General features: G+C 38.3%; 21 protein-coding genes. 6 read left to right on the forward strand and 15 right to left on the reverse strand.

The window, feature by feature from the left end; all coding sequences use genetic code 11:
* A complete protein-coding gene (locus tag H4J50_RS00580) occupies positions 1-1,365 on the forward strand; it encodes a formimidoylglutamate deiminase (RefSeq protein WP_182253819.1) in 1,365 nt (454 codons plus the stop codon).
* Positions 1,366-1,434: 69 nt separating this feature from the next.
* Here the strand turns inward: H4J50_RS00580 and H4J50_RS00585 are convergent, their stop codons facing one another.
* Positions 1,435-1,791 carry a hypothetical protein gene (locus H4J50_RS00585; protein WP_182253821.1) on the reverse strand — a complete coding sequence of 119 codons (357 nt, stop codon included), beginning with the start codon at positions 1,789-1,791 and terminating at the stop codon, positions 1,435-1,437.
* A gap of 230 nt (positions 1,792-2,021) precedes the next feature.
* Between H4J50_RS00585 and ccoG the strand changes: the two genes are divergently transcribed.
* From ccoG to H4J50_RS00600, 3 genes are read left to right on the forward strand one after another with little or no spacing between them, the layout of a single operon-like run.
* Positions 2,022-3,455, forward strand: coding sequence for a cytochrome c oxidase accessory protein CcoG (gene ccoG, locus H4J50_RS00590; protein WP_220466068.1), 1,434 nt, complete (start codon positions 2,022-2,024; stop codon positions 3,453-3,455).
* Positions 3,455-4,432 carry a serine/threonine protein kinase gene (locus H4J50_RS00595; protein WP_108457450.1) on the forward strand — a complete coding sequence of 326 codons (978 nt, stop codon included), beginning with the start codon at positions 3,455-3,457 and terminating at the stop codon, positions 4,430-4,432. Before ccoG ends, H4J50_RS00595 begins: the two co-directional genes overlap by 1 nt.
* 51 nt (positions 4,433-4,483) lie before the next feature.
* Positions 4,484-5,116 carry a DsbA family protein gene (locus H4J50_RS00600; protein ID WP_108457449.1) on the forward strand — a complete coding sequence of 211 codons (633 nt, stop codon included), beginning with the start codon at positions 4,484-4,486 and terminating at the stop codon, positions 5,114-5,116.
* A 160-nt stretch (positions 5,117-5,276) separates the two neighbouring features.
* On the opposite strand, the gene H4J50_RS00605 is transcribed toward H4J50_RS00600, so the two are convergent.
* The 14 genes from H4J50_RS00605 to H4J50_RS00670 all read right to left on the reverse strand — a co-directional run bounded on the left by H4J50_RS00605 (position 5,277) and on the right by H4J50_RS00670 (position 20,573).
* Entirely contained in the window at positions 5,277-5,942 is a 666-nt protein-coding gene (locus tag H4J50_RS00605; RefSeq protein WP_182253823.1) for a TVP38/TMEM64 family protein, read from the reverse strand.
* Positions 5,943-6,095: 153 nt separating this feature from the next.
* Positions 6,096-8,210: a hypothetical protein gene (locus tag H4J50_RS00610; RefSeq protein WP_182253825.1), complete on the reverse strand. Its 2,115-nt coding sequence runs from the start codon at positions 8,208-8,210 to the stop codon at positions 6,096-6,098.
* 44 nt (positions 8,211-8,254) lie between these two features.
* Positions 8,255-8,908 (reverse strand): single-stranded DNA-binding protein, encoded by a 654-nt coding sequence (locus H4J50_RS00615; protein WP_182253827.1) that lies wholly within the window; start codon positions 8,906-8,908, stop codon positions 8,255-8,257.
* A gap of 60 nt (positions 8,909-8,968) precedes the next feature.
* Positions 8,969-9,337, reverse strand: coding sequence for a DUF3802 family protein (locus tag H4J50_RS00620; RefSeq protein WP_310733241.1), 369 nt, complete (start codon positions 9,335-9,337; stop codon positions 8,969-8,971).
* Positions 9,338-9,481: 144 nt separating this feature from the next.
* Positions 9,482-10,276, reverse strand: a complete 795-nt coding sequence (locus tag H4J50_RS00625) for a DUF1338 domain-containing protein (protein WP_108457445.1) — start codon at positions 10,274-10,276, stop codon at positions 9,482-9,484.
* Positions 10,277-10,511: 235 nt separating this feature from the next.
* Positions 10,512-11,984, reverse strand: coding sequence for a succinylglutamate-semialdehyde dehydrogenase (gene astD / locus H4J50_RS00630; RefSeq protein WP_182253829.1), 1,473 nt, complete (start codon positions 11,982-11,984; stop codon positions 10,512-10,514).
* A 57-nt stretch (positions 11,985-12,041) separates the two neighbouring features.
* Positions 12,042-13,058 (reverse strand): arginine N-succinyltransferase, encoded by a 1,017-nt coding sequence (gene astA, locus H4J50_RS00635; protein WP_182253831.1) that lies wholly within the window; start codon positions 13,056-13,058, stop codon positions 12,042-12,044.
* 71 nt (positions 13,059-13,129) lie between these two features.
* Entirely contained in the window at positions 13,130-14,344 is a 1,215-nt protein-coding gene (locus tag H4J50_RS00640) for an aspartate aminotransferase family protein (protein WP_182253833.1), read from the reverse strand.
* A 461-nt stretch (positions 14,345-14,805) separates the two neighbouring features.
* Positions 14,806-15,951 (reverse strand): HDOD domain-containing protein, encoded by a 1,146-nt coding sequence (locus H4J50_RS00645; protein WP_108457442.1) that lies wholly within the window; start codon positions 15,949-15,951, stop codon positions 14,806-14,808.
* 63 nt (positions 15,952-16,014) lie between these two features.
* The gene (locus tag H4J50_RS00650) at positions 16,015-16,635 is read right to left on the reverse strand and encodes an aminodeoxychorismate/anthranilate synthase component II (RefSeq protein WP_182253835.1); all 621 of its coding nucleotides are present in this window, start codon (positions 16,633-16,635) and stop codon (positions 16,015-16,017) included.
* A 131-nt stretch (positions 16,636-16,766) separates the two neighbouring features.
* A complete protein-coding gene (locus H4J50_RS00655) occupies positions 16,767-17,828 on the reverse strand; it encodes a biotin-dependent carboxyltransferase family protein (RefSeq protein ID WP_182253837.1) in 1,062 nt (353 codons plus the stop codon).
* Positions 17,825-18,598 (reverse strand): 5-oxoprolinase subunit PxpB, encoded by a 774-nt coding sequence (gene pxpB, locus H4J50_RS00660; RefSeq protein ID WP_182253839.1) that lies wholly within the window; start codon positions 18,596-18,598, stop codon positions 17,825-17,827. The genes H4J50_RS00655 and pxpB overlap by 4 nt, the downstream gene beginning before the upstream one ends.
* 2 nt (positions 18,599-18,600) lie before the next feature.
* Positions 18,601-19,350, reverse strand: coding sequence for a 5-oxoprolinase subunit PxpA (locus H4J50_RS00665; protein WP_182253841.1), 750 nt, complete (start codon positions 19,348-19,350; stop codon positions 18,601-18,603).
* A 14-nt stretch (positions 19,351-19,364) separates the two neighbouring features.
* Positions 19,365-20,573, reverse strand: a complete 1,209-nt coding sequence (locus H4J50_RS00670) for a YcbX family protein (protein ID WP_182253843.1) — start codon at positions 20,571-20,573, stop codon at positions 19,365-19,367.
* A gap of 218 nt (positions 20,574-20,791) precedes the next feature.
* Here H4J50_RS00670 and mpl point away from each other — a divergent pair, with 218 nt between their 5' ends.
* A complete protein-coding gene (gene mpl / locus H4J50_RS00675; RefSeq protein ID WP_182253845.1) occupies positions 20,792-22,159 on the forward strand; it encodes a UDP-N-acetylmuramate:L-alanyl-gamma-D-glutamyl-meso-diaminopimelate ligase in 1,368 nt (455 codons plus the stop codon).
* A gap of 90 nt (positions 22,160-22,249) precedes the next feature.
* On the forward strand, positions 22,250-22,912 hold the full coding sequence (locus tag H4J50_RS00680; RefSeq protein WP_239059033.1) for a flavin prenyltransferase UbiX: 663 nt from the start codon (positions 22,250-22,252) through the stop codon (positions 22,910-22,912).
* Positions 22,913-23,067 lie beyond the last annotated feature (155 nt).

Here is a 23,067-nt window from a genome sequence, read left to right on the forward strand (position 1 = left end):
ATGAAATTTTTTGCTAAAAAAATATTGTTAGCCGATGGCTGGGCAAATGAAAAAACGTTGACCATTGAGCAGGGCGTTATTACTGATATTGCCTCTGGCTATGTAGCTGGCGCTGAAAGAGCAAAAGGTGTTGTTATTCCTGGAATGGTGAACTGTCACTCGCATGCTTTTCAACGCGCTTTTGCTGGCTTTAGTGAGCAAGGTAGTGAAGGTAACGACAGCTTTTGGACTTGGCGAAATATTATGTATAAATTTTTGGGGCAATTAACCTCTAAAGATATACAAGTTATTGCAAGCCAGCTCTATATTGAAATGTTAAAAATGGGCTATACCCGCGTGGCTGAATTTCACTATCTTCATCACGAAATTGATGGACAAAATCATGAAAATTTAGCGTCGATGTCACAAGCTATATTTGATGCGGCGAAAGTGTCTGGTATTGGGTTAACTATTCTACCTGTATTGTATCGTTTTAGTGGCTTTGGCCCCCAAGCGGCTACCGAAGGACAAAAACGTTTTATTAATAGCGTTGAGCAATTTAACGAGTTAGTGAGTGATTGTTTTAAACTTGCTCAAGCACAACCTAATTGTAATGTGGGTATTGCGCCGCATTCTTTACGGGCGGTTGATAAAAGCTCATTACTAGCAGCGGTGAAGCATGTTCGTTCGCTCGATGCACAAGCACCCATCCATATCCATATTGCTGAGCAGAAAAAAGAAGTGGAAGACTGTTTAGCGCACTATGGTCAACGACCAGTGCAATGGTTACTCAACAATGCTGACCTAGATCAATATTGGTGTTTAATTCACGCAACACATATCGATGAGCAAGAACGACAAGGAATAATAGCCTCGAAAGCTATTGCAGGTATTTGTCCGACCACAGAGGCAAACTTAGGTGACGGGATATTCCCCACCGATGAATTTTTAAGAGAAAATGGCACTTTTGCTATTGGCTCAGATAGCCATATTTCAGTGAACCCAATTGAAGAACTACGTTGGCTTGAGTATGCACAACGTTTAAGTAAGCAACAGCGCGCTATGTTGGCAACGAGCGAACAAAAGTCGGTTGGACAAAATTTATGGCAAAAAGCCGCTATGGGTGGCGCGCAAAGTACCAATAGCAATACCGGAGCATTAGCGGTTGGTAAGCAGGCTGACTTGTTGGTACTAGATGATAGCCAATTACGTTTATTTGCTCACGACGATGTTCATCTACTCGACAGTATTATATTTGCTAGCCAACAAAATCCTGTGCAAGACGTGATGGTAAACGGGCAATTTGTTATTCGAGATAAAGAGCATGTGCAGGGGCAAGCAAGTGGTGACAGTTTTGCGCGTTTATTAGCGAAGCTGTCAGCTTAGATTAGTTTAATGCGTTTTTAGCTAGTAAGACGATCAGCGTATGCTCTGATCGTCTAAAACTATTGGTTATTATAATAAATTACTGTACTTGCTGATGGTATAACAAACTTTAACTAAATTATCGCGATGTAATTTTGGTGTTTGTTTCTTGGTTTTACAGTATTGCTCGTTAAATGTTTTTACTTTTTCACGACTGCTGGTCATTTCAGCAACAAATGCTTTTTCTTGGCTATTAAATTGGCCAAAATCTTTTGCTAAGTCTTGATATATTTTATCTGATTTCAAACGCACTTTAGTATCTGTTGCGTCTGAAAAATAACCTAGTACTGTTTGTTTTTGTTCGAATAACCAGTTATTAAGTTTTTCATTGGGATAATAATGAAAATATAATGCGCCAGCGACGATCAAGATCAATAATTTTTTCATACCTTGCCTTATAATTATATGTGCGTACAAATAACAAACTATTTTGTTGTTATTGAAGCAACCACACATAGCATTATCGATTTCTTAGACGAAATGTCATAATAATAGTTATAGAGTAATCAATTTTGTGCCTACAAAGCAATTTATTACAATTTATTGCTAATTTTTTGATAAGTATCGCTAGCTGATCCGTTATAATTAAATAGCCTTAACGTCATAAAGGAACCGCATTGAAAGCAAAAGATAAAAACATTCACGTTAGTCAGCAAATTCCGATTAAAAATGTTCAAATTCATCAGCCCGCTAAGCACGAGAACTATGCACCTCGTGATCAAATTTATGTTCGTAAAGTAAAAGGTGTATTTCAGCAACTGCGTAAAAAGATGAATTTTTTCTTTTTAGCATTATTTGCTGTTTTACCATGGTTGCAATATGACGGACACCAAGCCATTTTATTCGATATCAGTGAACAGCGTTTTACTTTGTGGAGTGTCACATTGTGGCCTCAAGATTTAACCTTACTCGCATGGCTTTTCATTCTCAGTGCATTCCTTTTGTTTTTTGTGACGACCTTTTTAGGGCGAGTGTGGTGTGGTTACCTTTGCCCTCAAACCGTATGGACTTTTATTTTTATTTGGTTTGAAGAAAAAATTGAAGGTACCGCTAATCAGCGTAAAAAGCTTGATAGCCAAGCAATGAACGTAAATAAGTTTTGGCGTAAAGCATTTAAACACTTTTGTTGGGGCTTCTTCTCTATTTTAACGGCGCTTACCTTTGCCGGCTATTTTGCGCCAATGCGTGAAGTGTTTGTGGACTTTTTTACCTTTAATGCCTCATTTGCTTTGGCAGCAACGGTATGGTTTTTTGCATTTTGTACATACGGTAATGCGGGCTGGATGCGTGAAATTATGTGTTTGCATATGTGTCCTTATGCTCGCTTTCAGTCAGCGATGTTTGATAAAGACACGTTAACCGTTTCTTACGATGCTAAACGTGGCGAAAATCGCGGGCCACGTACCCGCAAAGATGTACCAAAAGATGTTGGTTTAGGAGATTGCATAGATTGTAATTTATGTGTTCAGGTTTGTCCTACCGGTATTGATATTCGCAACGGCTTGCAATATGAGTGTATTAACTGTGGTGCCTGCGTTGATGCCTGTGATGATGTTATGGAGCGAATGCGTTATGACAAAGGTCTAATTCGCTACACTACAGAGCATGAACTTGAAGGGAAAAAGGTCCACCTTATTCGAGGGAAATTGATTGGTTACGCACTTGTATTGATTGTAATGACCAGCTTATTAGTGATAGAAATGGTGAACCGAGTGCCGGTATCACTCGATATTATTCGCGATAGAAACGAATTAGCTAAAGAGAACTTTAATGGTGACATTGAGAATGTTTATACTTTAAAAATTCTTAATAAATCTCAAAAAGATAATCGTTATCGCCTGTCAGTAAAAGGCATTAACAACACTAAATGGCACGGTGAACAAGAGGTGATAGTAAAGGCAGCAAAAGTGTATACGCTGCCGATTAGCCTTTCAGTAGACCCTTATGAACTTGAAGGTTATATGACAGATATAAGTTTTGTTATTGAATTAGTATCAGACACGGATGAGGTCAAGCTTGAACATGAAAGCCGCTTCTTTAATAAACGCTAATGTCAGTATTTGATTTTACGTCGCTATCACCTGATTTAATTCTTGATGGCCTAGAAAGTACTGGCTTAATTGTCGATAGCGGATTGCTGGCATTAAACAGTTATGAAAACCGTGTTTATCAATTTCATGATATTGATAAAACTAAATATGTGACTAAGTTCTACAGGCCGCAGCGGTGGAGTGAGGCTGAAATTAGAGAGGAGCATGAGTTTTCTTTTGAGTTAGATGAAAATGAATTACCTTTAGTGGCGCCAATGAAAATTGATGGTGAGTCTTTGTTTTCATATGAGGGTTATCATTTTGCTATCTTTCCATGTCGTGGAGGGCGTATTTTTGAGGTCGACAATTTAGACCAATTAGAATGGATGGGCCGATTTTTAGGACGCATTCATGCGGTTGCCGCTAAAAAGCCCTTTACTAAAAGACCAACATTTAACAGTGAAGAAATGTTGCAGCAAGCACAGTTGCTGATAGAGAAATCTAATTTTGTTCCTTCAGGATTAACATTGCCTTTCTTTACGATTTTAGAACAAGTGATTAAGGTTGCGAGTGAACAATACCAACCTAAATCACAGATTCGCCTGCACGGTGATTGTCATGCCGGTAATATCTTATGGACAGATAAAGGCCCGCACTTTGTCGACTTAGATGATTGTCGTATGGGGCCTGCAGTACAAGATATTTGGATGATGCTCAGTGGTGATCGACAACAGCAGTTATTGCAGTTAGATACTATACTGTCGGGCTACGATGAATTTCATAGCTTTGAGACCAATCAATTGCCTTTAATTGAATCATTGCGTACTATGCGAGTAGTTAATTATATGGCATGGCTATGTAAACGCTGGCAAGACCCTGCTTTTCCTCATAATTTTCCGTGGTTTAATACTGAGAAATATTGGGAACAACAAATTTTGATGCTTAAAGAGCAAATGTCAGCACTGCAGCAGCCTCCGTTAAGCTTACTCCCTTATTAGGTTGGCTTAGCACTATTATTTTATTTTTTAATGATTAGGAATTGTATTTTTATGAAAAAGTTAGTGAGCTTATTCGCTTTAATGTTATTACCAGTATTCGCATTCGCAGCAAACTATACTGAAGGCGAGCATTACACTAAGGTTAATGAAGAAGTTACCGCGAAGTCAGAAGTACGAGAGTTTTTCTCATTTTATTGTCCTCATTGTTTTCAATTTGAACCGTTTATGGCTAAGTTAAAAACAGCTATACCTGCAGATACTAAGTTCGAAATGAACCATGTTGACTTCTTACGTGCTGCTTCACCTAAAGTGCAACAAATGTTGACTAAAGCGGTTGTTGTTGCTCATCAAATGGGTGTAGAGAAAAAAGTTATTGGCGCAATGTTCAACTATATTCATGTGCAAAAAGCCGTATTTACTTCAGAAAAAGATATTCGCAATGTTTTCGTACTTAATGGTGCAGACGGCGAAAAATTCGATAAGTTAATGAAAAGCTTTGGTGTAGTAAGTAAAGCCAAAGCAATGAAAAAGCAGCAAGACTATTTTGCTAGTAAGGGTGCTTTGAAAGGTGTACCAGCAGTTATTGTTAACGGTAAGTACCGTGTTGATGCTCAAGGCCTTGACCGAAATAACTTTGAGCAAGATTACATCAATCTTGTAAATCACTTATTAACGTTAAAGTAAAATTTATAATGTGATGCAATAAAGAGGCTACGGCCTCTTTTTTATTGTCCGCTCACTTATTAATAGGTCGACATTTATGGCGTAGATCAAATGAACTACTTGGCCGACATAATGATACCAAGCTCTTACCAGACATAGAGTAAACAGCTAACAGGTGTTGTTATATCAAAGGTAGACGCTTGATATTTTTTCTATAAAAATAACCGCTGAGTAATAATGCCATAACGAGTAATACCAAGCTGAGCATAAGTTGCTGTTGACCATTAACCTGCAAGCCTGCGCCCATTAATGAAAATATTGTCATTTGTGGAATAAATCCTACTGCTGAACCGAAAATGAAAGGTGATATAGGTGTTCTTGCCGTTCCTGCCAACACATTCGTTAAGAAGTTTGACCCTGCTGGTATCAATCGAATAGTCAGCGCTTTAATAAAGGTGTGATGACTAAAAAAATAACTGACTTTTGCTAAAGGCTCTGGGTACTGTTGCTCAACCAAATTACTTAATAATTTACGCGCTAATAGCAATGTTATTAAGCAACCGACTATGGCAGAAATTGTCGCTAGCAATACGCCAAAGCCAGCACCAAATAAAAAGCCTGCACTTAATGCGGCAATTTGACGTGGCAAACCAATAGCTAAAGCAGGTGTCAGTAATAAGATAAAAGTTAACGCGCCTGTTAAGGTTTTTGGTATTAGCGCATTTAAATACAGCTGAATAGAAACGCCATAATCACCGAAAAACATTGTTGCTAAGGTAATGGCTAGCAATAAAGAAGCAACCGTTGTTAGTAAGGCTAACTTGAAGGTAGATTTATTTTTAATCACGCTTAATTATTCAATTTAAGTTATTTTAATGACCAGAAATTAGTGCTCTATTGTCGCACACAATATTTCGATAATAATTAAATGTTAATTTTTCTGTCGATGTTTTAAAAAATAAACAGCTAAACTACCTTGTGTTGAAATGATCATGTCGACTTAATCGTTAGCTACATGCTTTAAAATTTTTGCCTTCGCAGCATTGAATTCAGTTTCAGATAAATAACCTTGTTTTTTCATCATCACGAGTTTGTCTAAGTCTGCAACAAGTGTATTTTCTTCAGTAGCGTCGATTGAGCTTTTAGTTGTACTAGGTGCCTCATGAGTACTATCAATAAGACTGTTTATCGATAAATCAATATCTTGGGTCGCTTCTGTTGAGTTATCTTCAAAAACTTCACGTTCTATAGCTTTTACGGAAACTGACTTGTGTTCACTAGGCGAAACAACCTTTTCAGGTATCGGCTTAACTTTTATTTTCCGTTTAGTGGTTAGTGTTGGGTTGATATGCTGAGCCAATAGCCATTGCCAATCGATAGCTTTATCAATTACTTGTTGATATTTTAGCTTGGTATGGCGAATATTTCCTACGCGATAATAAAGACATATCATATAGTGCTGTTTTTGATCGTCGGTTAAACACAATTGAATTTTTCTGTGTTTGTCATTAATCATTTTTATACGGTGTTCACTACCAAATGCCGCTAAGACTAAGCTTTCTAATTCGTTTGAGAAAGCTTGTGTTGTATCGGCACTGATGGTTGAAATAACCTCATCGTTTAATAATATTTCACTACATATCAATGACGATATTGTTAAGTTCTTTTCAGGGCTCTTGTTATGTCGTTTATAAAGCGATATTGATTTAGTTGCCATATCGATTTCAAAGTTAGCCCATTGTTGTTGGAAAAAGCCTTGCTTCTTAGTGTTTGTGCTTCTGATATACCAATATGTGCCTGTTAAAATGAACACAAAGCAGAATAGTATCAGCAAGATACTTTGACTATTTGAACTACTCGGTAAATCTTGCTTTTTATCTACGTTATTAACAACTGCAGTAGGCTTTTTAATGCTATATAAACGTTGTTGACTATGCTCAAGCAGTAGTAGTTCGCCATTATGTTTTTGGTGTAAACTGAATTTAGATTGTTTATTGGTATTATAGTTGATGAGCTTATGCGAAATATTAGGCGTGTTTCCCGCATCATCAGTCGAATTTATGGTTAATGCTTGCAACTGCCAGTCATTTTCTTTCTCTTGCAAATGCAGGACTTTCCCCCACAACTTTTTTAAATCTCTGCCTTGATAAAGTAACGTTTTGTGCTTTGTATCCAATATAGGCAAGTGCTTTTTTATCTTTTCTTGTGGAATAGCTTCACGCCAGTCTTCACCTATTTTAGCTTCAATAAGCAAACTTGAATCAGGTTGGTTAAACTGTACAAGCAACCTATACGCACTTTGCTTTATCCAGTCAAAATGCTCAGTTTTCTGTCCTGCAATGAATATAATTTCATTTTGAATGTCAGCTGTTTTTGAGAAAGGGTTATTAGTTGGAACCGTATATTTTTGTAAACCGTATTTTTCAGGTTTTATCCGCAATATAGACCCTGCGTAAAGCGCTTCGTTTTTCAACGTTTCATTACGGGCAAGCGCAATAAAAAGTAAACCAAAATCATCATGCCAAGGTTCAATATAAGGATTGAAACTAAGTTGTTGAATGGGTTCATCAACTTCCATAATGGCAATTCGCATAACTTCATATTGTTGACTTACCAGAGGTTTTGTTCGAAAGTTGTCTACTTTCCAGCGAACTAAAACAGTATCGTAAAGCGAATTAACTTCAGCGTTAATAGAGGCTAACTTCGCGGTTGATGGTTTACTTGCCTCAGTATGAGCGGTGTAAAAAGTGTGGTAGCCATCTCGATCGCGATAATGGAAGTTGGGGTCTAAGGTAATTGCGGTTAAAGCGACAATATTAGGGTTTTTAAGCGCTAACTTTAGATCGAAAAATGCAGAGGAAGATACCTGGTTATTATGTATTTGATAAATTTTTCCCGCTTGTGTTGCGATGAAATAATGATCCTCATCACCTAAAACGGGTAGTACGGTTTGCCATTGGTCATTATTTAATGCCGCCTTATCAAGATTTGCTATTGTTGATAATTCCAATTCATTTATTGTTTGTACTTCAGCATTGGCGGTGAGATTAACAATAGCCAGTATTATGAAAAGAAAGCCTAATGTACCCTGCTTAAACCCGCTGCCTTTTTGCATAAATATAGTACATCCCTTGATGATTTATCATAGGCAGCTATTGTTTAATCTTTAGCAATTAAAACAGCTTGTTGGGCATCTATGAATTGATTTTTATTCTTATTATTAAGATAGCTTAATTTCCCGTCAACTACTATTTGATCATTTATTTTTCCATGCTCGGCCAAGTAAAGTGCTTGTTTGCCCCAAACATGTATTGGTCGCTGTATTGTCACCGTATGATATTTGTGAGTTATCGCTGAAAATATTTGTTGCTCAGACTCTACAATTACTTCTGTTAGATCTTTATTGTGCTCAGTAGTGAGTACGTTAATATCAGATATTATATTACCACTATAATGAATTTGGTTTATGGATTGAGCATAACCTTTTGGAAATGTTTGGGCATAGGTTGCGTGAATAATTTCACGATTATTTTTTTTACTATTAATTAAGTAACCTTGCACTAAAATAATATCACCCTTATCGGCGTGAATAAGTGCACGTTCAACAATGTCACCGATGACTTTTACCGTATGGTAACTCGTCCACTCTTTAAATTTATTATTGGCTTTATCAAACCACCGACTATGGGTAGCTAAGGTAAATTCTGCAAAAGCTACAACGGGATTGGCTTGATAACGAATGTCAGGCTTGTTTACTAAATTACCTAATAAGGTAACGGTACATAAATGATTTTGAGGTAATTCAGCTAACATAAGGCTACTTGTGATAATAGGAATAAGGTCGTCGACAGTTTATTCAGTGCAAAAGAATGACTATAGTATAAGCTGCTTGTTAATTTCAGTATCAAATAAATTTTTAATGAGAATAGCAAATTCTTTTATAAATACAGACTGCTCATTAGTTACTGGTTTGTTGATCACACCAGATAAAATTTCTTGTAAGTCATAAACTATAACATCAATTTCTCGAATGATGGTATTTCGTTGCTCAAAGGTTAAGTCTGGGTTTTGACTGCATAAAGCAATAATTTGCGCACCCATTTCAAGTTCAATAACTTCTAACACTGAGCTAGTGTTATTATTAATATTTGTGCTGTTTTCGAATAAGCTTAAATGAGCGGTTAAATATTCAATAATATGAATATAGCCCTCAGTGTCAGTAATCATTTTCGTTTCTATCATATTTTATTCTTACTATACTTTAAGGTAAATCATTAATACAAAACTGAAATATAAGTGAATGTTTTAAACATAGTATCTCATATAGGTAAGTGAAAATTGACACCTAATCTTAGCAAAGTATAGGTGTCCTGAAAAATTAAACCATTATGCAGCGTTGGTGCTCTCAAAAATTTTGTCAGCAGAAGCTGCAACAAAACCTGTGTATAGTTCACCGCTTGCCATTGGGTAGCGTTTGGCAAATTCATAAAAGCAGCTTGGAATAGCGACTGTTTTATCTGAAAATTCAACCATTACGTGGTCAGCCATCGTTGAAGATTGCTCAAGTTTAACTGCTTCATCACCTTTGATCTCACCACCTGTAGTGTTGAGCTTAAAACCACCGACTTTAACGGCGTCATTAACCGCTTCAATAGAGTCGTAATTGGCTAAATGATTTATGCTAACCGTAAAGTGGTTTGCGCGGTAGCCCCATGCAGCAACCCAAGCGGCATATTCACTTTCGCTGAGTAAATCTAAATATTCTTGATGACTAACTTTCCAGTGTGTACCTGAGTATAAAAAACTATCAACATTGATATCTGCTTGGTCTATACCAGCAACCATTTTTTTGATGATTTCTTGAACACGTGGAGAAAATTCTTCTACTAATAGCTCACTAATAAATACTTTAGGTAAACTTGTATCGGCATGCTCAAAGTGCTTAGCATATAACTTTTTAGCTTCGAAGTGGTATTCGCCACCTTCTGTGTAGCCTAAGTTAAGTAAATGTGCTGAAATTTTTTCGATATTAACTTTCGCAATATTAAAGGTGCGGTAAGCAACGTGATCGTTGATCAGGTCGTCCCCGTTGCTTAAAAGTTGATGTACTTTACCTGCCGACGGAGTAACTTCTAAATAGTTTTGCCAAATGTTGTTAAATAAATCTTTAACCGGTGTCATGTCAATTTCCTAAATACTTAAATAAAATGAGTGTCAATATCCCATGCAGGCTGAGTGATATGTAAGGCTATTTAGTCAATCTTTCAATGGAGCATTGAAGATATATTTGGGACAGCAAGTTGAACAACCACTCAGAACTGGTGGCTATATTTGATCGATATTTTTGAAAAAGCTGGGACGGATCCCAGCTTTTTTTAATGGGCAGTAATGTTTCATTTCGATGCGTTTTTACTGGTTATTTAATGGTTAAACCAGGGCTTAACGCAGCGGGTAATGATACTTTTACCGCTTCAACTGATGCTACAGGGTAAGCACAGTAATCAGCGGCATAAAATGCACTTGCTCTGTGGTTACCACTCGCGCCAATACCACCAAACGGTGCAGCACTACTAGCGCCAGTAATCGGCTTGTTCCAGTTTACAATGCCAGCACGAATACGACGGAAGAAGTGATTGTATAAGTCTTCGCTATCACTTAATAAGCCAGCCGATAAGCCGAATGAAGTATTATTTGCTTCATCGATCGCCGCGTCAAAATCAGTATAACGGTAAACTTTTAATAATGGACCAAAGTGTTCATCATCAGGCATTTCAGTAATATTTGTTACATCAATAATACCCGGAGAGATAAAACCTGTACCTTCTTCAAGGTGTTTCATCATAACAATTGATTCAGCGCCAAGGTCGAGTAGTTGTTGTTGTGCTGCAACTAAACCTAATGCGGCTTTTTCAGAAATCATTGAACCAATAAATGGTTGGTCTTCATCGTCAAAGTAGCCAATTTTGATGGCTTGTGTACTAGCAACAAGTTTAGCTAATATAGCATCGCCTTGTGGGCCTACTTCAATGAACAAGCGGCGAGCACAAGTACAACGTTGACCTGTCGTAATAAATGCCGATTGTAAAATGTCGTGTACTACGGCATCTATATCACTGACATCTTTGATCACTAATGGGTTATTACCGCCCATTTCAAGTGCTAAAATTTTACCCGGTTGACCACCAAATTGTTCGTGTAAAAAGTGACCTGTTGTTGAGCTGCCCGTAAAGAACAAACCGTCAATTTGTGGATGGTTTGCCAATGCTTTACCCGTTTCAACTTCACCTTGAACCATGTTGATAACGCCAGCAGGTAAGCCAGCTTTTAACCAGAGTTTTAAGGTTTCTTCAGCAACCATAGGCGTTAATTCGCTTGGCTTGAATACCACGGTATTACCAGCAATAAGTGCAGGAACAATATGACCGTTTGGTAAATGACCAGGGAAATTATAAGGGCCGTAAACGGCAACAACACCATGAGGCTTATGACGAATAAATGCTTTAGCACCTGGCATAGGGTTTTCAACAGTGCCAGTACGCTCTTCGTTTGCGCGAACAGATATTGCTATTTTACCGACCATAGCGCCCACTTCTGTACGAGTTTCCCAAAGTGGTTTGCCGGTTTCAAGTGCAATAGTGGTAGCAAATGCTTCTTTGTGTTCAGTTAATAGCTCAGCAAATTTAACCGCAATCGCAATACGATCTTCAATCGGCGTGTTAGACCATGTTTCAAAGGCTGCGCGCGCTGCCATAACTGCTTCGCCAACTTGTGCTGGAGAGGCTGTTTTACCTTGCCAAATTACTTGATTTTTAGCTGGGTTTTTTGAAAAAATTTCATGGCCTAAACCTGCTGTCCATTGACCATTAATAAGTTGTATATTGTGTGACATGTTTATTTCCTCTGTGCGTATAGCGCTCATGAGTGTAATTATGAGTAATGTTTATGGTTAGTTTGAAACTAGGCGCACCCAGTCTCCTTCGTTAACCATTAATGCCTCGGCAACTGCTTGTGTTATCACCACTTGATTAGCGGTATCACGCAGTAATATCGGGGCTTGAGTTGCTCTAAAATCTGCAACCTTGTCATTACAAATGATATATTTATTGTCTTTTGCAACTTCGCCAATGATAACTTGACACTTTTTGCTCTCACGTACTGTTTTAACTGATGCTGTTTGTGTTTCTACCGTTGGGCCGGCATCAAAAATATCAACATAGCCACGACGTGAGAAACCTTCAGCTTCGAGTAATCTTAACGCCGGTACAGTTTTTGGATGTACCTTGTTAATAACTCGTTGTGCTTCTGGGCTTAACAAGTTGACGTAAATTGGGTATTTAGGCATTAATTCAGCGATAAATTCTTTTTTACCAATACCTGTTAGATAGTCAGCCGTAGGGAAGTCGAGCGAGAAAAAGTGCTCTTCTAGCCATTTCCAAAATGGTGAAGCACCATCTTCGTCTGAAACCCCACGCATTTCTGCGATAACTGTTTCTGAAAAACGTTCGGTATGCTCTGCCATAAATAGAAAGCGAAAACGTGATAAAAAACGCCCGTTACGATTCTTACGATGACTTTCACTCAAAAATAAAGTGCAAATTTCAGAGGCACCTGTGTAGTCATTACATAACGATAATGTTTCAACAGTATTGTATATATTAAGCTCACGAGAGCTGTGCACAACTTTACCTAAGTGGTAATGATAAAATGCATCATCCAAACCAACAGCCGCTTCAATACCACTGGTGCCGACAACAGCACCTGTTTTGGTATCTTCCATCACAAACAGGTAACCTTCATTACCGGGTTCAGTAACCGTGCTTTTGAAAGAAACCTCAGCGTGAGCAATACGTTTTTTCAGTAGCTTTTCGTTGACCGGCAGTGATGTAAAACCGTGTCCTGACTCCACAGCAATACGATGCAGTGCATCATAATCACTACTTTGAATAGGGCGTATTATAATCATAGAAAACTCTCAATGAGACGCTCAAATACTATTATTGATCATAATATTTGAGCGCTATAATAATGGGTAACTTACTTAGTTAATTTAGCTACTGCTTTTTCAAAACGTGCTAAACCTTCAGCAATATCTTCATCAGGAATAACTAATGAAGGTGCAAAGCGTATAATGTTAGCACCGGCAACAAGTGTCATTACGCCTTCGTCCATCGCGGCATTTAAAAACTCTTTTGCTCTGCCTTGGTATGCGTCTGTTAAGACAGCACCAATTAATAAACCTTTACCACGAATTTCACTAAAGACATTATATTTTGCGTTAATGGCATTTAAACCTGCAACATAAAGCTTAGCTTTGGCTTTAACACCGTTTAATACTTCTGGAGTATTTACGGTATCAAATGCGGCTTCTGCAACAGCACAAGCTAATGGGTTACCACCGTATGTACTACCGTGTGTGCCAACTTTAAGGTGTTTGGCGATATCTGTTGTTGTGATCATCGCGCCGATTGGAAATCCACCACCTAGTGCTTTAGCCGTGGTTAAAATATCAGGTGTAACACCTAAGCCCATGTAAGCATATAATTCGCCTAAACGACCAACGCCTGTTTGAACTTCATCAAATACTAGTAGTGCGTTATGTTGGTTACAAAGTTCACGAACACCTTTGGCAAATTCATCCGTAGGTGAAACGATTCCGCCTTCGCCTTGAAGTGGCTCCATTACAACGGCACAAGTTTTGTCAGACATAAGCGCTTTTAAGCTGTCTAGGTTGTTGTATTCAGCGTGATCTATATCACCAGGCTTAGGACCAAAACCATCAGAATAAGCCGCTTGACCACCTACAGTAACGGTGAAGAATGTACGACCGTGGAAACCTTGTTTAAATGCAATGATTTGAGATTTTTCAACGCCATAGTTTTCAAGTGCCCAACGACGCGCTAGCTTTAAAGCGCCTTCGTTTGCTTCAGCGCCTGAGTTAGCAAAGTAAACTTTATCAGCAAAAGTATTATCCGTTAATTTTTTTGCTAAACGTAATGCCGGCTCGTTGGTCATCACGTTTGATAAATGCCAAATTTTATTAGCTTGTTCTGTTAATGCGCCAACTAAAGCTGGGTGACAATGTCCTAAACAGTTAACGGCAATACCACCGGCAAAATCGATAAACTCACGATCTTGTTGATCCCAAACACGCGAACCTAGACCGCGAACAGGTATAACAGCAGATGGTGAATAGTTTGGCACCATAACATCATCAAATAACTCACGATTTACTGGGAAGTGGTTAGACATTGTAAATTCCTTATATATTTAGGATATGTAATCAATAATTGTGTAATAGCTTTGTAATAGCCAATGCTAGCAAAACTAAATGCATTAACGAGTGATGCATTATTTAAATGCACAACAAATTAAAATAGGCACGGATTATGACAGAAAAAACAGACAGTGTCTTGTCAAAGTGCGCTGAAGCCCTTGTAAAATAAAGGGTGTTCCGTTTTTATTCATTTTTACTGCATAACTATATTTGCTGTGTTTTTACACTCTGTAGCTAGTTATTAGCGTTATATGTCACCTAAGCTGATCTGTAATTACTTATCGTGTTTCATAATTAATCAAAAATAATTTTTCGATTTGGGCATTTTTGGTAACGTTAATCGCTCATATTTGAAAAATAGCGGCAGAATAAAGGAGATAGCGCTTTATATTAACAATAAATAGTTATTAATAATGAGCTGATAGTGAAACAAATATTAATTAAAAATGAGTTTGATGTGATCGATATCACTTTTCTTTAATAAGGCAATATCAGTTTTTGTCAGTCGACCAGCCATTAATAAAGTTTTGGCTTCTTCAGCACTAATAAGGTCTTCTTTTGCCAAGCTTCTAAACGCAACATAGGCTTTGGCTTTGGTAACTAATTTTGCAATTGGACACATGTTCTTAGTTTCTGTCGCGTAAGCAAGATCAAATAAAGGCTCAGTAATTTGTAAGCGATCAAAGCGCATAAGCTCGACCATATCAGCCGCTACTTTACTGCTGCGCTCGAGTAATTGTTCAAGCAATAAATCTGGTGCGGTATCAAGTGTTTGCAATATATCATGTAGCTTTTTATCTTTATTCTCGTATGAAGCACGTAAATCTTTATTGTAAAGCTCGCTGTAAGTATCTAAAAATCCGCGTGTTACGGCTAATAAACCTAAATTGCTAAGCATGCCTGCGGTAAACGCGGTGAATTCATCTAAGCCTTCTTCTTTCGCTAATCGCTGAGAAGCAAGCGCAATAGATAGGCTATCGTTCCATAATTTGCGTTTCATTAATGGGTAAGGAGATGTGCTTGTTGGCAACCAATGCTTTAGCATAAATGTAGGCATAACCAATTTTAGGTTGTCTAACCCGACATAGCTTAAGGCTAAGCTCGGCTCAGTAACCTGTATGTCTGAGCGTTTTCGATATTGAGGTTTGTTGACTAAATTAATTAAGTCGTTACATAGCCAAGGGAGTGATTTAGCTAATGGCGTGATGCGATTAATACTGGCTGCTTTTACCGCTAATATTTCCATGATTGAAGGGGCGGCATCTTCAATTTTTAGTACGTTCGTGTAGAGATTTTCTTTGTTATCGAACACTTTGTTGACTTGAGTATTAACACGCTTAAAAAATTTATTTTTAACTTGTGCTTTAAAGTGTTCTGCACCGTGTGCTTGAATAATTTTGTTTTTGTTGGTTTCTTCTTCTACTGCTAGCAACTCACGTCGGCGATTAAATTGCTCACTGTTTTGATGCTTAGTCATATTAATTTTACCGTTTTTTTGATTGGCAAAATCTTTACTTATCGCAAGGCTTAGTACGCGACTGTAGATAGGGAGAACTAATTTGTTATTTTCAAATATTTGCATCAGAACTTCATTGTTAGTTTTTGTGAATAATCTAAAAATTCGAAGGTTAGTTAAGTTATCGACCTATTGGTGTATATCATTAGGCGAAATTTTATCATCTATTTGATCAGCGTATTGGTCAATAAAATTTTGCAATAATTGATGGCCTTGTTCTGTTAACACCGATTCTGGATGAAATTGCACACTCGCAATAGCTAATGTTTTGTGTCGTAAAGCCATTATTTCTTGTTGATTGTTTTCAGTTACCCAAGCGGTTATTTCTAGCACATCAGGTAAAGAATGTTTATCAACAATTAAGGAATGATATCGAGTAACTGTTAATGGCTGTTTTAACGCGCTAAATAACCCTTGTTCATTATGACTGATGAGACTAGTTTTTCCGTGCATTACTTTATTTGCTTTAATAACTTTAGCACCAAAGTGCTGGGCAATACATTGATGACCTAAGCAAACACCTAGTATGGCAATGCGGCCTTTAAATTTTTCGATGATTGCCAGTGACAAACCCGCCGTATTTGGATCACAAGGGCCAGGTGAAATCACAATATATTGTGGTGCCAATGACTCAATTTCAGCTAAGCTGATTTCATCATTTCGACAAACTTTGACATCTTGCCCTAGTGCCTGAAAATAATGTACTAAGTTAAACGTAAAAGAGTCGTAATTGTCGATCATTAATAACAAAAAAATACCTGCGTAAAACTGAATCGTAAACGGGCGTTATTCTAATCTTTTATTGGAAGCCATTCTACCTTTAGCTTAGTTTTGCCCGTAACCGCTCTATTTAAGGTCTTGATTTAGGTATTCATAAGAAATTAAAGGCAGAACTTTTGGTAAAATGCTTTTAATTGTTGCTGAGCTTGTTGGTTGCTAATAACAGTGAAAGATACTTTTTCGCCCGGGCGCATTTGGCTTAATCGAAATAAATCTGTTTGCATTACGGTGCCAAGTACTGGATAGCCGCCCATGGTTTGTCGCTCTTTCATTAATATGATGGGTTGTTCGTTGTCAGGAAACTGCACCATGCCAAAAGTTACAGGCATTGATAATAAACAACGGTTACGTAATGGCTCTGAAAGAATTTTTTCGTTGGCTAACTTAGCGGGTGATGTTTGTGAATGCACTACACTAAGCCGATATCCCATGCGGTTACTATCAGGTGAAATATGATATTCAGTGTTTAAAAATTGTTGTTGTTGCTTATGGCTCATTTGAGAAAATAACTTACTGGGCATAATGCGTAAAGTGAGATTTTTCTGCGCGTAAAATTGAGTCGGTGCTTTAGTTGGCTTGTTTGCTGCTAAGGCTTTATTTGTTTTTACTTCAGGCTGAGTTAATAACTTACTTTGTGCTGGAAAGTACAACTTACTGTTCATTGTTAACTTTTTAGCGGTAAAACCTAAGGCCATTTCATTGATGGTTTGAGAAAAGCTCCCTAACCAAGGTTGTTGTGCTTCTTGGCAGGTAAAGCCACCGAATACCGCTATATAAGTATACAAACCGGTTTTGGGCATAGCCAAATCAAGAATGTCGCCAGCTTGCAATAGATAGCATTGCCAGTGAGTAATCCGTACATTATTGATTTTAGCTTGGCAGTCCGCACCGGTTATCGCCAATATACAGGCTGCTTTGGCTTCAAAGCTTATTTGCCCAAGGGTAATTTCTATTGCGGCACAATGGCTTTGTTTATTTTCGTTTTTTACTTTAATGCCATTGGCTGATAACGCTTCGGCAATGATTTTATTCGCACTTAAAAATGCGAATTCATCGGCGGCGCCGCTAGCACTGAACCCTAAGTGTTGTGCATTAAGTCGACCAAGATCTTGAATGCTTGCCTGACCATTAATACTGATTACTTCAAGGTGATTTTGGCTCATGCTTTTACACCTTTTTGTAGCGCTATAAATTCAGCTTTAGTGATGGCATAAAATTTTACATTTTGTCCAACGTTTATGGTGGCATTAAATTGGCCATTTTTACTTTCATACATAGGCAGCGGCGTTTGGCCAATAATGTGCCAGCCGCCAGGGCTCTCTATCGGATAAATTGCACTTTGCTGTTCAGCAATAGCAACCGCACCTTGTGGTACTTTCAAACGAGGAGAGGATTTTCGCGGTAAATGTAAAGTTTGAGGTAAGCTCGCTAAATAACAAAAACCGGGGGTAAAACCCAAAGCAAACCCATGGTAGATATTAGCGCTATGTTGTTTAATAACGTCATCCATCGACATATTGCAACGTTGCGCTACCTCAGCTAAATCCCACTGTTGGTCAATGTCATAGTAAACCGGAATGTTGATGCAGTTTGTATTGTTATCTTTTTGCTCACCACTATTATCATGGTCTTCACTAATGGGATGATCTTTAACAATGGTTTTAATTTTGTTAATAAGTTGCGAGCTGTCAGTTAATAGTGGGTTGAAATAAACCATTAAACAATGATAACTCGCCACGGTTTCTATGATCAACGCGTCCAATTTCTGCACAAGAACTTTTTGCAATGCGATAATTTGGTTGTGTTGTGTTAGTGATATTTTGGCTTGCCAACTCAGTAATAAAGCGTTTTCGGCGACTATTTCAAAGGCAATAGTCTTGTTATCGCTGCCGTATTCGCTGTGGCTATTTTGTAGGTGATTCACTTTAGTCATACTTAGCCTTTGGCGACTGTTTGTGTATCAATGGTTGATCGCAAAGCTTTAATCATAGCCAAAGCATTGGGCGTATCACCATGAACACATAAAGCATCAATGTGAAGTTGTAGGGGTTTTTGGCTAACACTGAGTAAAGGCTGATGATTAAGTAGTGCTTGGCAGCGTTTAACAACTGCGTGATTATCACTTAAAACTGCGCCGGTTTCGGTGCGAGGCACTAACAAACCGTTATCTAAATAGGCGCGATCAGCAAAGGCTTCATAATAGAGCGCAATATGATGTTTTTTTGCTATGTGATCAAATTTCTCGCTGTCACTTACCGCTTGTATCATCAGTGATAAGGGTTTATTTCGGCTTTGATTTAACTGTGATATAGCGAAACAAATATCTTCAAATAAAACGGTGTTTTTCATCATGTCGTTATAGAGTGCGCCATGCGGTTTAACATAATCAAGTTCGGCATTTTCGACCGAGCAAAGTGCTTGCAAAGCCCCTACTTGATATTGCACATTAGCGATTAATTCACTACTCGATAATTGCATGGTCTTTCGGCCAAAGTTTTCTATATCGGGATAACTGGGGTGAGCGCCAATGATTACGTTATATTGCTTGGCAAGTTTAATGGTTTTTTTAATCGTCAGTGGATTAGAACCATGAAAACCACAAGCGATATTTGCCATATCAATCAATGGCATAATATCGGCATCGTTGTTCTCTTTAAACTCACCTAAATCACAGTTTAACTTCATTGTTTATGCCTTCTTTAATCTTCACTTATGTGACGACGTTGTCGTTGTGGATGACTAATAACAACATCGGTAAGTGGCGTACAACTGCAACTTAATACATAACCTTGCTGTTGCTCTTCGTCGGACAAACCATCTTGACAAATTTGCTCTACTTCACCTTGTTCTAGTTTTACTTTGCAACTACCGCACATACCGGCCCGACATGAATACGGTAGTATTAAGCCAGCGTCTTCACCTTGTTCAAGCAATGTTTGAATGTTATTGCCCGTAATAGTTTTATTAAAACTACTAAATGTTAGTACCGGTTTGCTTGTTTTTACGCTCAAGTTAGTCTCCTGGTTGGCTGAGGTCGTCGCCTCTTTATCTGAGGAATTGTTCGTTAGTTTGTTTTTAATGTTGAATATCGGGCTTGCTTGAGTGTTTAACACTTCAACTTTATCACCACATTTAATCTGACCCTGATTAAGCGCAACTAAATTTTGCCCAAATAAAATATCGCCATTAGCCAACTGACGGTAGTGTTTTAGTGTTTTTAAAGGCTCTTGCTGGGCATGCTTTTCAGCAGTTTCAGGATTAATGGTGGTAAAAATACAACGGGTGCAAGGTTTAGTTATTTCAAACTCTACTTCGCCAATACGAATATGTTGCCATGTATCTTCAGCGAATGCGTCACAGTTATTCACCACGATATTAGGTCTAAATTGTGCCATGGAAATAGGGTTGGTGTTGGGCTTATATTGATCATTTAAGCTATCAAGCGATGCTTGTGAAATCAGCAATAAAGGGTAGCCGTCTGCAAAGCCAACTTGACTGCTTTTATTTTTAACAAAACGCTGAGAGTCAGCGCCAAAAAAAAGTAACTGGCAAGGTTGATTGAGGTAGCGACTAAACCATTGATTAATATTATCACGACATTGTTGAGCATTAATGGTGTCTTGCCATATATTCACGGCAACATAATGTTGGCTAAGCTGGCGATAGTCAATCAACAAGGTTGGCATGTCAGGCGCAGTAATAATAATACCCGTTGAGGTTAAATTCGCCTGAATTAAACACAAACTTGGCTGCGTGCGTGCGGTGAAAAATTCACCTTGCTCGCTTGCAACCACAAAACGACGGTCAAAGGCTAAACCGTGCTCTTCAACCCAGCTGTTTGATAACTCAATACCCGCGCTAGACTTAATAGGATAAACATAGATATTTTGCAGAATAGCTTGGCTCATTAATTCTCTCTACAACTAATTAGGGTGATACCAATGAACTTAATAATGACAAGTAAGCCCTTCATATTTCGGTAAGTAATAATCCTCTTGATAGTGGGCAAAATGCATTGATTTTGCAATATGTATTTTTGCTAGATTAAGGTATATTGAGCCCATTGTGATTTAAACCTTAGCTCGAACTAGCATACGTTGTGTTAGAGCTAACAAAATGGGCTTTTATGCATCTTCATATATTAGGCATTTGCGGTACTTTTATGGGCGGTATTGCCGCCATTGCTAAACAAATGGGTTTTCGCGTTTCAGGCTGCGACGCCAATGTTTATCCGCCAATGAGCACTCAACTTGAACAACTGGGTATTGAATTAAAATCAGGGTATTTAGTTGAACACCTAGCGGATGAACCCGACTTAGTGATTGTGGGTAACGCCATGGCGCGCGGTAATCCTATGGTTGAATATATACTCGATCGAAAAATTGCATATACCTCTGGACCACAATGGTTATTAGATAATGTGTTGAAAGATCGCTGGGTACTGGCTGTTTCAGGTACGCACGGCAAAACCACAACTAGTTCGATGCTCACTTGGATACTGCAATATGCAGGTATGGAGCCGGGTTTTTTGATTGGTGGTGTTCCGCAAAACTTTGATTGTTCTGCTCGCTTAGGTAATGCGCCTTTTTTTGTTATCGAAGCTGATGAATACGACACGGCATTTTTTGATAAGCGCTCTAAATTTGTGCACTACCGTCCTAATACTTTAGTGATTAATAACATGGAATTTGACCATGCCGATATTTTTAATGATATCAGCGATATTCAACGTCAATTTCATCATCTTATACGTATGGTGCCGAGTAATGGTCTAGTGTTGTCACCTAAAAATGAGTTAGCTATTACTGAAACATTAGCCATGGGGTGTTGGACACCTACTGAATTTAGTGTTGACGAAGCACATAAATCCTCTGGTTGGCATGCTGAAAAATGTATCGCTGATGGCAGTGAGTTTATTGTGAGCTTTGAAGGTGTAAAGCAAGGGCAAGTTAAGTGGGCACTTATTGGCGACTTTAATATCGACAATGGTTTAATGGCTATTGCAGCGGCGCGTCATGCGGGCGTGACAACCGCTGTCGCTATTGAAGCACTCGCTAGTTTTGTTAACACCAAGCGCCGATTAGAGCTTAAAGGTGAAGTGAATCAGGTAAGAGTGTTTGACGATTTTGCTCATCATCCTACGGCTATTTCTAAAACGCTGGCAGGTTTACGGGCAAATGTTGGTCATAAACGTGTCATCGCGATTTTAGAACCAAGATCAAATACCATGAAATCAGGTGTGCATAAAGACACGCTAGCAAACTCACTGGCTGATGCGGATATGGTCTTTGTTTATCAAGGCGAGCAAGTACAATGGTCGGTTGAGGCATTAATTGCTGATTGTAAGCAACCTTGTTTTGTTGGTGAAAATATTGATCAAATGGTGAGCGATATTGTGGCAAAAACCACAAAAGGTGATACGTTAGTCGTGATGAGCAATGGCGGTTTTGGCGGTATTCATGAAAAACTGTTATCCGCGCTTTCTCAGTTATAATAACCAATAAAATAAAGATTCATAAGTGATCAATTCATTCATGTATTGAGTATAGATACAGTTAATTAACGTTACCCTTAAGGTGCATGTGTGCAAAATAAAGCAACCACAATTAATAATAGTAGTGAATTTAATCAGAAAATAACCTTAGCGATCACTGGAGCTTCAGGCTCGGCTTATGCGTTGCGATTATTAGAATGTTTAGTCGCGGCAAACTATCAAGTGTATTTACTGTGCTCAAGTGCTGCTCGTGTGGTTTTTGATACTGAAGTTGGTTTAAAACTACCAAGTTCGCCCGATGCTGCTAGTCAGTTTTTTACTGAAAGATTTAATGCGAAGCCTGAGCAAATTATTGTTTTTGGTAAAGAACAGTGGTTTTCTCCGGTAGCCTCAGGCTCTGCTGCGCCAAAAACTATGGTGGTTTGTCCTTGTTCTACCGGCACACTTGCTGCCATTAGCCAAGGTATGAGTGACAACCTGATTGAGCGCGCTGCTGATGTCGTGATTAAAGAACGTGGGCAATTAATTTTAGTGCCGCGTGAAACGCCTTTTTCAACCATACATTTACAAAACATGTTGTCGTTATCACAAATGGGCGTAACCATTATGCCTGCCTGTCCTGGTTTTTATCATCAGCCTGAGTCGATAAATGACCTGATTGATTTTATGGTGGGCCGAATGCTTGACCATTTAAATATTGAGCAGTCAATTATGCCGCGTTGGGGTTATCAGTCAGCCAAACAAAGTAAATAAAGTAAGTAAATAAAGCGCATACCAGATTTGCCTGGCAGGCTTATTAAACTGTTATAAATTTTATTGAAATGAGTATTACAGACCTATTGTATTCAATTGATATTAATAGGTCTGCGTAGTTAGCTTTAGCTATATTGTTATAAATTTATAATGCT

Origin of the sequence: Colwellia sp. 6M3 (assembly GCF_014077595.1) — a bacterium.
GTDB lineage: Bacteria > Pseudomonadota > Gammaproteobacteria > Enterobacterales > Alteromonadaceae > Cognaticolwellia.